Origin of the sequence: Streptomyces kebangsaanensis (genome assembly GCF_001906585.1) — a bacterium.
In the GTDB taxonomy this organism is placed as follows: domain Bacteria; phylum Actinomycetota; class Actinomycetes; order Streptomycetales; family Streptomycetaceae; genus Streptomyces; species Streptomyces kebangsaanensis.
Map to the genome: position 1 here is coordinate 253 of NZ_JUJA01000031.1, position 13,776 is coordinate 14,028.

Genomic DNA, 13,776 nt, shown 5'->3' on the forward strand with positions numbered 1-13,776 from the left:
GAGCCAGTGAAGTTCGTGGCGAGGATGCCCTGTGTGCAGGGAGCCGTAGCACACGCGTCGCCCCCAGGCGGGCGTCGAAGCTGGTTGCTGGAGGGCTGGATCGCCCTTGCTGTTCGTGTGTTCGCACGGCAGGTGCGGAGTGTCCGCTGGTGGAGGTGGGGGTCGGCCCGGTTTGTATGGCTCTACAACAAGCGCCCAGTGACCTTGGTCACGTTACGCTATGTAGATCGTGTGGACGGCTTGTGAACCCCTTTAAAGATCATTTAAAAGTTCTTTGATCTTGATTCTTTGAGGTGGGGGGTTCCGTGCGTCCGGCACGTCCGCTTGTTGTTGCTGTTGCGCTCGTGCTGGCCGTGCTGGCGGGCACTGAGCAAGCCGCGCTCGCGGTGGATCAGTGGACGGGGAACAGCCCCGGAGAGGCGGCTCCCGACCAGCGGTGGGGTTCCGCCGCCGGGCGCAGCCATTCCGCGGTCACGAACGCGACGAGTGCCTCCGCGAAGGGCGGCCGTGCCGAGCCGCTCACGGGCCGGGGCGAGTTGCCCGCCGAGGGTGAGACGGGGATGACCCGGCTGGACAGTGCTCCGAAACTGCCGAAGCCGGGGCCGGTGCAGGAGACGAGGGCACCCGACGCACCCACGGTTCAGGGTTTCGACTCCCAGCGCAGCAAGGAGCTCAAGGGCGAACGCAAGGAGCGGCAGCGCACGTTCCGGAACACGGACGGCACCCACACCACGCGCTTCTACACCGAGCCGGTCAACTTCCGTGCGAAGAACGGCAGCTGGGAAGCCATCGACACCACGCTGGTGCGTCAGGACGACTCGGGCGCGCGGACGATGGACGTGAGCGATCCGGGCTGGGAGACGGAGGCGACCGAGTCACCGGTGTCCTTCGCCGGCTCCGCCGACGCGGACCCGCTGGTGCGGATGGGGCTCGGCGACGGCCTGTCGGTGGGGTACTCCATCGAGGGGGCCGACGCGGTCACCGGTGGTGTCGAGGGCAGCCGGATCACCTATGCGGGGGTGCGGGACGCCTCCGATGTGGAGCTCGTGGCGGGCGGCTCCTCGGTGAAGGAGGTTGTGGTCCTGCATGACAGGACCGCGCCCTCGGAGTGGCGCTTCCCGCTGGAGCTCGAGGGACTGACGGCTGCTCTCGACGGCCATGGCGGCATTGTCTTCACCGACGCCGACGGGGCGCAGCGGGCCTGGATGCCGCCGGGGTGGATGCAGGACTCCGCGACGTCGGACGACTCCACCGAGGGGGAGGTGTCCTCCGGAGTCGTCTTCGGCCTGGATGAGGAGAACGGCCGGCAGGTCGTCGTGATGAGGCTGGACGCGGACTGGCTGAACGCGCCGGAGAGGGTGTTCCCGGTGCGGGTCGACCCGTCGGTGAAGTCTTTCGCCGCCACCTCCGGGACGTACGTGGAGTACCCGTACAACCAGAACTTCGCCTCGGACACGGTGCTGAAGGTCGGCACGTACGACAGCGGCAGCCACAAGGCGGCGGCGTTCCTTCGCTTTTCGGGTATCGAGAGCACGTTGAAGAACGCCTGGGTGCTGGGAGCCAACCTGGCTCTCTACAACACGTGGTCGTATTCGTGTACGGCGCGTCCGGTGACGGTGCACCCGATCACGTCGAACTGGTCGGAAACCACGACAACGAAGTGGCCCGGCCCGTCGACCGGTTCGTCGCTGGCGTCGAAGAGCTTCGCGCACGGCTGGCGTCCGGAGGGCACGGAGAAGTGGTCGTGCGGTCCGGCCTGGGAGGCCATCAAGCTCGGTTCGGCCGGCCGCACGCTGGTGGACGACTGGACACACGGCCGGAAGAAGAACTACGGCCTGGCGGTGAAGGCGTCCACGACGGACTCCAAGAGCTGGAAGCAGTTCGGCTCGGACGACTACCCGAACGGCAAGCCCAGCCTGGACGTCACCTGGACGAAGTACGGCGCCACCTACAAGCTGGGCGAACTCCTGAGCCCGGTGACGGCGACCACCGAGGCCGAGATGCGGGTCACCGTCACCAACCAGGGGCAGGAGACCTGGAAGAAGGGGGGCAACTACCAGCTGCGCTACAACCTCTTCGACGCCGCGGGCAAGGAGATCACTGCCTCGGCCAGCATCCGTCACACCCCGATGCCCACTGATGTCTCGCCCGGTGGGAGCGTCACTCTCAACGCCAAGATCGCGCCGTTGACACCGGCCACGTACACCCTTCAGTGGACGATGGTGGAGCTCGGCGGTACGCGTTTCACCACGCAGGGGATTCCCGGACCGGCCGTGAAGTTCTCTGCAGTCAACATCCCGCCGCAGCTGACCGCGGAGTCCCCCGCCAGTAACGTCGTATTGGACTCGCTGACGCCGACGCTGTGGGCCAGCGGCAGCGACCCGGACCGCTACCCCCAGGCGCTGCAGTACCAGTTCGAGGTCTGCGAGGTCGAGGGCAAGGACACCCGGAAGGGCTGCCGGACCGGCACCCGCGGCGCGAGCAAACAGTGGGCTGTGCCCAGCGGCTGGCTCTCCTGGGGGAAGACCTACGCCTGGTACGCCTACGTGTATGACGGCGCGGCCACCTCTCTTCGGCCCGCTGCGGCCTTGTTCACCACGGAGGTGCCGCAGCCCGGTGTCACCAGCCATCTCGGCGGCTCCGATTCCGGGCGGGAATTCAGTGCGCGCGGGGGCAACTACGTCACTTCTGCCACCGACGCCGCGCTGACCACCGTTGGTCCGGAGCTCGCGGTCACCCGCACGTACAACTCTCTCGATCCGCGCACCGACGGCGCTTTCGGTGCCGGCTGGTCGACGCGCTGGGACGCGCGGCTGCGCGAGGAGCCGCAGACCCGCACGGTGGTGATCACGGGGGCCGACGGCGCGCAGACGCGGTACGGCGAGAACCTGAGCGGCGGATACACCGGCCCGTCCGGTTCCACGAGCAAACTCGCTCGGGAGGGCGACGGCTGGGTTCTGCGCGACCGCTCCGGCGCCACGTACCACTTCGCTCCCGGGGGCGACCTCGCCCGGATCGTCGACGGCGCCGGCCGCGGCCAGACCCTGCGGCGGACTCACGAAGACGGCGGTCCGCTGACCAAGGTCGTGGACGACCTGTCCGGCCGCAGCATCTCCTTCACCTGGACCGACGGCCGCGTCTCATCGGTCACCACCAGCGCCGTCGACGCCCAAAATCCTGGCTTGACCTGGACTTACGACTACACGGGTGACCGGCTGACCAAGGTCTGCCCGCCCTCCTCCGCCACGGCCTGCACGACGTACACCTATGAGGACGGTTCCCTCTACCGTGCGAGCGTGCTGGATTCGAACCCGATGTCGTACTGGCGGCTGGGCGAGTCCGAAGGCTCCGTCGTCCGCAGCGAGGCGCCCTCGCGGACCGGTCTCAACGACGCCGTCTACCGCGACGTCACACTCGGCTCCGCTCCGGCGATGGCCGGGACCTCTGACACGTCCGCGGCCTTCGACGGCACGGATTCGGTGATCGAGCTTCCGGACAACACGCTGAGGACGTCCGCGTTCGTCTCGATCGAACTGTGGTTCAAGACCACGAAACCAGGTGTTCTCGCCACCCTGCAGAACGCCGAGGTGGGGCAGAGGCCGACCCGGTACAGCCCGTATCTGAGTGTCGACGGCGCGGGCAAACTGCGCGGACAGTTCTACACAGTGGAGTATGCCGGGACCAAGCCGATCACGTCGGTTCGGACCGTCAACGACAACGCCTGGCACCACGCCGTCCTCACCAGCGCCGGAACCACGCAGACCCTCTACCTCGACGGGGCCGAGGTCGGCAGCCTCACCGGCACCGTCCAGGCCCGCGACGACCAGTACGCCTACCTCGGCGCCGGCTGGGGCAACGAGGGCTGGATGGGCGTCACCGGCGCCACGTACCACTTCCAGGGCTCGATGGACGACGTGGCCGTCTACGCACACACCCTCGACGCGGGCACGGTCGCCGAGCACTATGCCGCCCGCACCGCCTCCGGCCGCATGACGAAGGTCGTCCTGCCCTCCGGACGCACGCACGCCACCTCCACATACGACCCCGTAACCGGACGGCTGACCAGCACCACCGACGAGAACGGCGGCACCTGGCAGGTCTCCGCCGAGGACTACAGCAGCGGCTCCGCGGCCTACGCCGACGCCGTGCGGTCCTCCGGCCCGGCCGCCTACTGGCGGCTCGGCGAACGCAGCGGTGCCACCGTACGCAGCCAGACCGGTGACGACACCGACGGCTCCTACCAGGGCGGCGTCGACCTCGGCCTGCCCGGAGTCTTCGCCGATGGCGACGACACGTCCGTCGGCTTCGGCGAAGGCACCTACGCCGAGATACCCCAGGAGGTACTGCACCAGAGCACCAACCTCGCCGTCGAACTGTGGTTCCGCACCAGCAAGCCCGGCGTGCTCGTCGGCGACCAGGCCAACGAACTCGACGGAGCCACCACACCCGTCGGCGGCTGGACCCCGGTCCTGTACGTCGGCTCCGACAACAAGCTCCACGGCAAGTTCTATGCGACGTCCTCGGTGACGACGACCCCGCTCGCCTCCGACACGACCGTCACCGACAACGAGTGGCACCACGCCGTCGTCTCCGCTTCCGGCAGTACCCAGACGCTGTACCTGGACGGGGTCAGGCAAGGCACCCTCACCGGCGCCGTCAACCACCAGTCGAACAAGTACACCTACATCGGTGCGGGCTTCGCAGCCGGAAGCTGGCCCGCATCGCCGGGCGACATCAGCTACTTCCCCGGCCAGATCGACGAAGTGGCCATCTACGCCAAACCACTCGACGCCGCCTCCGTCACCCGGCACTACCGGGCCCGCGCCGGAATCGTCAGCGGCGACGGAATACAGTACCGCGGTGCCGTCACGGGTGACAGCCCCTCCGCCTACTGGCGATTCGACGAGCCTGCCGGCACCTCCACCGCCAAGAGCGTGATCGCCGGTGGCGCGGCAAACGGTACCTACGCCGACGTGGCCCTCGGCCAGACCGGCGTCTTCGGCACCGGAGACAACACGGCCGCTCGCTTCGCGGGCTCCGCCAGCGTCCGCATACCCTCCGCGTCCATCGAGGGGGACAACAGCCTGGCGGCAGAACTCTGGTTCCGCACCACCAGGACCGGTGGTGTTCTGGCAACCCTGCAGGATGCCGAAATCGGCCAGCGACCCAGCAAGTTCAGCCCCTACCTCAGCATCGACGGTGCGGGAAAACTGCGCGGGCAGTTCTACACGACCGAATACGCCGGAACAAAACCGATCGTGTCGCCCCAGGCGGTCAACGACAACATCTGGCACCACGCGGTACTCACCAGTGACGGAACCACCCAGACCCTGTACCTCGACGGCGTTGCGGTCGGCAGCCTCAAGGGCACCGTCGAAACCCGGCCCGGCCAGTACGCCTACCTGGGGGCCGGCTGGGGCAACGAGGGCTGGATGGGGGTGACGGGCCGCCACGCCTACTTCCAGGGAGACCTCGACGAGGCTGCCCTCTACGACCATCCCCTCACCGCCGACCAGGTCGCCGCCCACTTCAACAGCCGCGAGTACAGCGGCACCTCCGCACTCGCCTCCACCGTCACCGTCACCGACCCGGCCGGAAAGACGACAAGCAGCACCTACGATGCCCTGCGCGGCAAACGGCTCCTCGCGACGACCGACCAGGCCGGCGGCACCACCACCTTCACATACGACACCGGCGGGTTCCCGCACACGGTCACCGACCCCAACGGGCACTCCGTGATCACCGGTCACGACGCCTCCGGCAATCCGGTCTCCCGCACCACCTGCCGTGACGCCGACTCCTGCTGGACCTCGTTCGCCACCTACCACACCAACGCGGCAGACCCGCTCGACCCGCGCAACGGCAAGGTACTCACCGAGTCCGACGCCCGGTCCACCAGTAACGGCGACAGCCGCTACCGCACCCAGTACACCTACAACTCCCTCGGCCTGCCGCTCACCGCGGTCCGCCCGGACAACAGCACGGCCTCCACCACTTACACCGCCGGCACCGAAACCGCGGTCGGCGGCGGAACCGCCCCGGCCGGCCTGGTGTCGACGCAGACCACACCGGGCGGCGCGAAGACGTCGTACCGCTACTACGCCAACGGCGACCTGGCCGAGGTCACCTCGCCGTCCGGACTGGTCACGAAGTACACCTACGACGGGCTGGGCCGCAGAACCTCCGAGAAGCAGGTCTCCGACACCTTCCCGGACGGCGTGACCACGACGTACGGCTACGACAGCGCCTCGCACGTGGTCTCCGAAACCGGCGCCGGCGTGAGGAACGAGATCACCGGCACCACCCATACCGCGAAGATCACCCGCGACTACGACGAGGACGGCAACCTGCTGTCCGAGACGACGAAGGACACCACCGGCGGCGATCCCGAACGCACCACCACCTACCGCTACAACGCGCACGGCCTGAACGACAGGGCCACCGACGCCGAGCAGAACACCACCCTGTTCGAACACGACGAACTGGGCCGTGTCACCGGGATGACCGACCCGGCGGGCACGCGCTTCACGTACGCCTACACCGCTCGCGGGCAGCACGCCACCACCGTCCTGAAGGGCTGGACCGGCGACCCGTCGGGCACCACCCGGGACCTGACCGTGGTGTCCAACGCCTACGACCCGGCTGGCCGCCTGGCGTCCACGACCGACGCGATGGGCGCCACCACCGCCTACACCTACTTCGCCGACGGCCTGCCCGCCACCACCACGGCCAAGCAGGTGACCCAGGCCGACGGAACGAAGCGCGACATCGTCCTGGAGGCCAACACCTACGACCCGGCAGGCAACCTGACCCAGCAGGTCACGGGTGGCGGCAGGACCACACGGACGTACACGGTGGACGCGCTCGGCCGTACCAGGACCAGCGTTCTCGACCCGGGCGGCCTGAACCGGACGAGCACCTTCGCCTACGACGGTGACGACCTGTTGAAGGAGCAGACGCAGACCATCTCCGGGAGCAAGAAGCTCACGACGACCGCGGAGTACGACTCGGCGGGCAACCTCACGAGGCAGACCGTCACCGACGGCACCAGCACGCACACCACCACCGGAACCTACGACCAGCGCGGTCTTCCGCTCACCACGGTCAGCCCGCGCGGCAACGTCACCGGCGCCGACGCGTCCGCGTACACCACCACCTACCGGTACGACGAACTCGGCCGCCCGGTGCAGGAGACCGCCCCGGCCGTCCAGGCCGAGGAGAACGGTGGCACGGCCACCACGGTCAAACCGACCACGCTGACCGGCTACAACACCTTCGGCGAGGCCACCGAGACGAAGGACGCCCGAGGGAAGGTGGTCCGCGCCGAGGTCGACCGGCTCGGCCGCACGACCGCCGTGACCCTGCCCGACTACACCCCGCCGGGCGGCATCACCGCGCTCACCGCGACCACCCGCACCACCTACACCGCACTCGGCCTGCCGCAGTCGGTCACCGACCCGCTGGGTCGCACCACCCGCTACGGCTACGACCAGTTCGGCCAACTCACCAGCAGGACCGACCCGGTCGCGAACCCGGCGGACGCCCTGCGGGCACAGCCCGACCACGGCCTGATCGCGGGTCCGGCCATGAACGCCGAAGGCGGCGGCGTGACCCGCTACACCTGGACGCCCACCGGCCTCCAGCTCTCCGCCACGGATCCGACGGGCTCCCGCACCGAGGCCACCTACGACGAGCTCGGGCGACAGCTGACCGCCACCACGATCGAGCGCCATCCGAACCGGCTGAACCTGGTGTCCCGTTACACCTGGGACGACGCGGGCAACCAGACCGTTTCGAGGACACCGGGCGGCATCACCACCATCGGCACCTACAACCCGGCGGGTGAGGCCAAGTCCGTGACGGACCCGGCCGGCACCACCAGGTTCGACTACGACGGCCTCGGCCGCCCGACCGAGACCGTCGACGCGACCAACCGCCGGACGACCGCCACCTACGACGCCCTCGGCGACGTCACCGCGACCACCGACTACGGCACGGGCACCACCGTGCTGCGCACGGCAACCGCCGAATACGACGCTGAAGGCAACCGCACCGCGGTGATCTCCGCGCAGACCAAGGCCCGCACCACGTACGGCTATGACGCGCTGGGCCGGATGACCGAGCAGGTCGAGTCCGTCTCCGGCAGCGAGTCGGTCACGACGACCTTCGGCCACGACGCGACCGGCAACCGCACGCGTCTCACCGACGGCCGGGGCAACACCACCGTCTACACCTTCAACTCCTGGGGCCTGCCCGAGTCCACGATCGAACCGGCCACGTCCGCCCACCCGAACGCCGCCGACCGCACCTGGACGACCGTCTACGACAAGGCGGGCCAGGCGGTGGCGGAACTCCTGCCGGGCGGGGTGAAACGCGAGCGCGCCTACGACGGCCTGGGCCGCCTCGTCCACGAGACCGGCATCGGCGCGGAGGCCGCGACCACGGACCGCACGCTGTCCTACGACCTGGCGGGCCGGATCACGACGGCCGGTTCCGGCACCCCGCTCACGCCGAACACCTACACCTACAACGACCGCGGCCAACTCCTCACCGCGGCGGGCCCCGCCGGCACGGTGAACTACGCCTACGACGCCGACGGTCGCATGACCGAACGCTCGGACGCGAAGAACACCACCGTCTACGGCTACGACACGGCGGGCCGGCTGGAGTGGCTGTGGAACGAGATGACCGGCGCGGACATCTGGTACGAGTGGGACGCCGCGGGGCGCCCCGTGATGGAGCAGTACGCGATCCAGCCGGTCGGCTCGTCCCAGTGGGTGGAGTCGGCACGCCGCAGCTACGGCTACGACAACCTGGGCCGCTTCACCGACGACATCATCACCACCCCTGACGAGACGACCGAGATCGCCTCCACCACCTACGCCTATGACCTGGACGACCGCCTGACCTGGAAGCGGACCAGCGGCACGGCGGGCGCGGGCGAACACGTCTACGGCTACGACCAGGCAGGCCGCCTGACCTACTGGACCCACGACAAGCAGACCACCCACTACGCGTGGGACGCGTCCGGCAACCGCACGAAGGCCGGCTCGGCCACGGCGACGTACGACGCGCGCAACCGGCTGCTGACCGACGGCACCACGGCGTACACGTACACCCCGCGCGGCACCCTGGCCCGGACCACGACCGGCACGGACACCCGCACCCTCGCGTTCGACGCCTTCGAACGCAAGGTCACCGACGGCACGGCCCGCTACACCTACGACTCCATGGACCGCGTCGCCACGCACAACGCCACCACGTTCCGCTACGACGGCGGGTCCAACAACCTCCTGAGCGACGGCACGACCGACTACACCCGCACCCCCGGCGGCTCCCTGTTGGCCTCCTCCGACGGCACCACCACCCAGTGGTCCGTCACCGACCAGCACACCGACCTGGTCGCGGGCCTGTCCACCGACGGAACGACGGTCACCGGCTCCACCGCCTACGACCCCTTCGGTACCGTCGCCGCCACCAGCGGCACCACCCCGGCCGTCGGCTACCAGTCCGGCTGGACCGACCCGGAATCCGGCGACGTCAACATGGCCGCCCGCTGGTACCAGCCCGGCACCGGCAGCTTCACCTCACGGGACACCTGGCAGCTCGACCCGGTCCCTTCAGGGCAAGCAAACCGTTACAGCTACGGCAGTGGCGCGGTGCTCAACGGAACGGACCCGAGCGGCCACTGCTTCTGGGACGCCTGCGCCATGGAGGGCTATCTGGCCATCGCCGCTGGTGTGGCACTGGCCGGCTGGGCTTCCCACGAACTGAGCAAGACCAACACCTCCAGCTGGAGCTGGGACTGGAACTGGTCGTGGTCGTCCTCTAGCTCCTCGTCGTATGCGAGAAGCACGGCTCTGTCCCACCCTCTGTCCTACACAAGCGGTCTGGGTAACGCCTTGCGGGGCCAGGCAAGCAGGTTCAACACCCCCAAGAGCGGTGCCGGTCCCAGAAGCAACGCCGGTCCCCGAACCCCTTCCTATCGCTACTACAACCCTCGTTACACCACGCCCAAGACCGGCACGGGCACGATTGCACGGCCCGTGGTCCGCCCCATCCGTTTGTCGATCGACCAGAACCCCAACAACGGCAAGAACCCCAGGACCGCCCCGACTCGACCGGCGCCCAAGCCGGACTGGGGAGGCAAGGGGAGCGGCGGCTGGAAGCCCGGCGACGCCATCAAGATGGTCGTCGGCGCCCTCCAGATGCTGGATCTGGCGAAAAACAACCAATACACGCCCGAGGACAGTCTGAGTCTCCAGGAGCTCCAGGACTTCTTTCCGGACCAGGACATCGACCCGGATCTAGGCTATGGACACTCTGGAGCGAACCCAAAGGCTCAGCGCACGCGCAACTCCTGCTCTCGAGATTTCCCGTCTACCGACCCGTCCTTCTATTACGCCCCGATGACTCGGTTCGGTCCCGGGCCCGATGACTGCCGGGCCACTGGTGCGGTTGCATATATCGATTCGTACGATCTGCGACCGTGGCGCCTGGATCCGAAGTGGAAACCTGCTGGATATGATCGGTTGCCGGTCAATAACCGGGCGGCCCTCCACCTGCTCGGAAATCAGATGGGAGGTGCCAACGATACTCTGCGTAATTTCGTGGCAGGCTACCAGACTCCCGCGAACTCCCCTCACATGCGGTCGCTGGAGGACGACATCACGCGTGCCGTGAAACTTCAGGAGCGTATCGCACTCGGTGTCGTCCCTGTGTACGGGGAAGACCCGGCGATTCCAACGGAGATACGAATGCGCGCGGTCGGGGACCGTGGGTATCGTCTGAACTGCACCGTTTATAATCGACCGTCTGGTGGTTACACTTGCTCCGAAAGGTCATCCGGTGGAAATCTCTCGATTCCGTGAACTTCTGGGACAGCCGACAGTCAACGGTGATGTGGAGCAGGACTGGCAAGCGCTGGAGGTGCACTCCGGACTGAACCTTCCGGACGACTACAAGCAGTTCGTAACGGCATACGGTCCCGGCTGCGTGAATGGCCAGTTGTATCTGTTTCATCCGCGGGCNNNNAGTGGGAGTGAAGGGCTGCCTCTCGAATCGCTGTGGGAACAGGCGTCCTATGCATATTCGGAGCTATCTCGAAATGCTCCAGAAATGTACCCGTTCCGGGTTTATCCGGCGCCCGGTGGATGCGTTCCCATTGCTCGATCTACCTCCGGAAATCATGTTTTTCTGGCTCCTCCAACTACCGGAGGAAGGGGCTGGTCTGTGGTCGTGGACATGGGCGAGTGGGTTCAACTGCCATTGTCGTTCACGGACTTTCTGTGGGCGGCGCTTAGTGGAGAACTCGATGTTCCGGTGATCGAGGGCGAGCCAATGTTTGAGCCGGTCGGCACGGTGCAGTCATGACGGTCGCCGACACCGTTGGCCCACCGTATTTCGAATCGCTGTAGTGGCTGGGCGAGCGGTCGGTCTGGCACATGGCGGACCGACCGCCTCGGTCGCATCTGAGGTCCGGCAACCGGCCTTGAACCCGATCGGTCGAAGTGATTGCCCTCGTTCCGTGGGCCGGAGGACTGAACCTGGATTCACCGATCAGTGAATCCAGGTTCAAGCCCATGTTCGTCTCGAACGACCTGAAGGGGCGAAACCTCAGTACTTTCGTGGATCACAAGTCGGGTCTGCAGGTCCCTGTTGGGGCGACACGATGATGTACTTCATGGGAGATGAGGAAGAGATGACCGAGGAGAACGCGCTGGAGGAGTTGCGGCACTTGATGCCGCCCAGGGCCTCGAGCAACGCATCGGTCGACTGGGGGCAGATGCACGAGTCGTGGGGCAGGGAGTTTTCCCCCTGACTACCGACAGCTCATCGAGATGTATGGGTATGGGGGAATCGAGAACTATATGGAGGTCTTGAAGCCCGAGTCAAAGGGTGCGGTGTCGACAACTTCCGATATGGCCAATGCAACCCAGGAGGCCGACGATGCTTGGTCGTGGGTGCAGAAGTCATCCGAACTGGGGGTGCGAGCCCTGAGCTGATTGCCTGGGGAGGCGATGCAAGCGCCGACATCCTGTGCTGGGACGCCTCCCGCGAGGACCCCGGCATGTGGCCCGTCCTGGCGTACAACCGGGACGACGCCCTGTGGCGCCGCTATGACTGCGGGATGGTGCAGTTCCTCTTGCGTGCGTTGCGGGCGGAATTCGATGAATGTCCTCTCGGCGATCTCTCCCTCTGGGGACGGGAGTCGGCGACCTTCCTGAATCGGCGGNGGAACAACGCCTGTGGAAGGAGGGTCTGGACCCATGGACGGGTGAGCCAGACCTGTTTGCCGGAATGTTCGGCGACTGACCGCAAGTAGGACGGCAGGTGCCGGGCGAGAGTTGCGAACCCTGGGCGGCTCGGCCGGGCAAGGTGGATCCGGGCGTCGAACTGTTGGCGTAGCGCCGTGTTCTCGTGGCGCAGCATGAGCAGTTCGACGCCCTTGGCCTCTGGCGAATGTGACAGCAGTAGAAGCAGGGTCCGGAGCGATGAATGACTGGCAGGACTCCGAAGCGTCCCTGCGGACGCCTACTTTGAGAACGTAAGCGCTCCGCACCGGAGCCGGCCGGTGCGGAGCGCGCTGCCATAGGGCGTCAGGCCTGGGCAGCGTACGACACGAAGTCGTTCCACGCGCTGGGGGAGAAGGCGAGCTGCGGGCTCTGCTCGTCCTTGGAGTCCCGGATATGGACCGTGGCGAGAGTGAGGGCGACCTCGATGCAAGCGTCGCCGTCGGAACCGCTGTGACTGCTCTTGAACCAAGTCAGGTCGGACGTGCTGCTCATGGCGCTCCTCGCATTCGCTTCAACAGGCTTCGTGAACCGTTCCGGGTTTGATCGAGACTCTAGGTTGTGACTGTGACCTGGGGTTTCGTGGTTTCGAGGTAGTAGTTGGTCTCGTATTCGGCGGGTGGGATGTGCCCGATCTCACCGTGCAGTCGGCGGTGGCAGTACCAGTCGACCCATTCGGCGGTGGCCAGTTCGACCTCGGAGAGTGTCTTCCAGGGCCGACGGGGCTTGATCAACTCAGTTTTGAACAGGCCGATCGTGGACTCCATCAGGGCATTGTCGTAAGCGTCGCCGACCGATCCGATCGACGCGGCGATGCCTGCCCGGTCGAGGTGCTCGGCGAGCGCGAACGATGTGTACTGCGACCCGGCATCGGAGTGATGTATCAACTCGCCTTTCTGATGGGATCGTTGATCTCGGTCGCGTTGCCAGAGGGCCATCTCGAGGGCGTCCAGGACGAGTCGGGTCTCCTTCGAAGTGGCCGCGGACCAGCCGACGATACGGCGGGAGAAGGTGTCCACGACGAAGGCGACGTAGACGACGCCGGCGAACGTGGCGACGTGGGTGAAGTCGGCGACCCAGCAGCGGTTCGGGGCCGGGGCGACGAAGTCGCGGTCCACGAGGTCTGGAGCCCGTTCCGCACTCGCGTCGGGGATCGTGGTGATCACCTTCTTGCCGCGGACCGCTCCGGTGATGCCGAGCTCGCGCATGAGGCGCTCGACGGTGCAGCGGGCCACCGCGACATCCTGGCGGTTCAGGTGCCGCCAGATCTTCCGGGCGCCGTAGACACGGTAGTTGGCCTCGTACACCTTTGTGATGAGGGTCTTGAGCTCGGCGTCGCGGACGGTGCGGGCCGCGGGCGTGGCCTGGCGCTTGTGGTGGGCGTAGTAGGTGGACGGGGCGATCTTGCAGTCGTGGTCGGTGAGGACCCGGCAGATCGGCTCGACGCCGCCGAAGCGGCCCTTGTGCTCGTCGATGAACGCTA

4 protein-coding genes and 3 pseudogenes are annotated in these 13,776 nt (G+C 67.1%); 5 read left to right on the plus strand and 2 right to left on the minus strand.

The window, feature by feature from the left end:
• Positions 1–560 precede the first annotated feature (560 nt).
• From RH94_RS02780 to RH94_RS42070, 5 genes and pseudogenes are all read left to right on the plus strand, one after another.
• Complete coding sequence (locus RH94_RS02780) at positions 561–10,871, plus strand: LamG-like jellyroll fold domain-containing protein (RefSeq protein WP_234425492.1); 10,311 nt, start codon at positions 561–563, stop codon at positions 10,869–10,871.
• Between the two features lie 31 nt (positions 10,872–10,902).
• Positions 10,903–11,030, plus strand: a pseudogene (locus tag RH94_RS46550) (hypothetical protein); the annotation flags it as partial.
• A gap of 4 nt (positions 11,031–11,034) precedes the next feature.
• Positions 11,035–11,373, plus strand: a pseudogene (locus RH94_RS46555) (hypothetical protein); the annotation flags it as partial.
• Between the two features lie 310 nt (positions 11,374–11,683).
• Positions 11,684–11,821, plus strand: coding sequence for a hypothetical protein (locus RH94_RS40555; protein WP_158073008.1), 138 nt, complete (start codon positions 11,684–11,686; stop codon positions 11,819–11,821).
• A gap of 138 nt (positions 11,822–11,959) precedes the next feature.
• Positions 11,960–12,235 (plus strand): annotated as a pseudogene (locus tag RH94_RS42070) (hypothetical protein); the annotation flags it as partial.
• Positions 12,236–12,599: 364 nt separating this feature from the next.
• Here the strand turns inward: RH94_RS42070 and RH94_RS02790 are convergent.
• Both RH94_RS02790 and RH94_RS02795 read right to left on the minus strand, forming a co-directional pair.
• Positions 12,600–12,788 (minus strand): DUF397 domain-containing protein, encoded by a 189-nt coding sequence (locus RH94_RS02790; RefSeq protein WP_073946070.1) that lies wholly within the window; start codon positions 12,786–12,788, stop codon positions 12,600–12,602.
• 59 nt (positions 12,789–12,847) lie between these two features.
• Positions 12,848–13,776, minus strand: a 929-nt coding sequence (locus RH94_RS02795) for an IS3 family transposase (RefSeq protein WP_079188869.1), incomplete at its 5' end; no start/stop codon positions are given.

Bases quoted from the DNA above. Each gene is read 5' to 3' on its own strand.
- RH94_RS02780 (WP_234425492.1), top strand. From the start codon at position 561: ATGACCCGGCTGGACAGTGCTCCGAAACTGCCGAAGCCGGGGCCGGTG.
- RH94_RS40555 (WP_158073008.1), top strand. From the start codon at position 11,684: ATGGGAGATGAGGAAGAGATGACCGAGGAGAACGCGCTGGAGGAGTTG.
- RH94_RS02790 (WP_073946070.1), bottom strand. From the start codon at position 12,788: ATGAGCAGCACGTCCGACCTGACTTGGTTCAAGAGCAGTCACAGCGGT.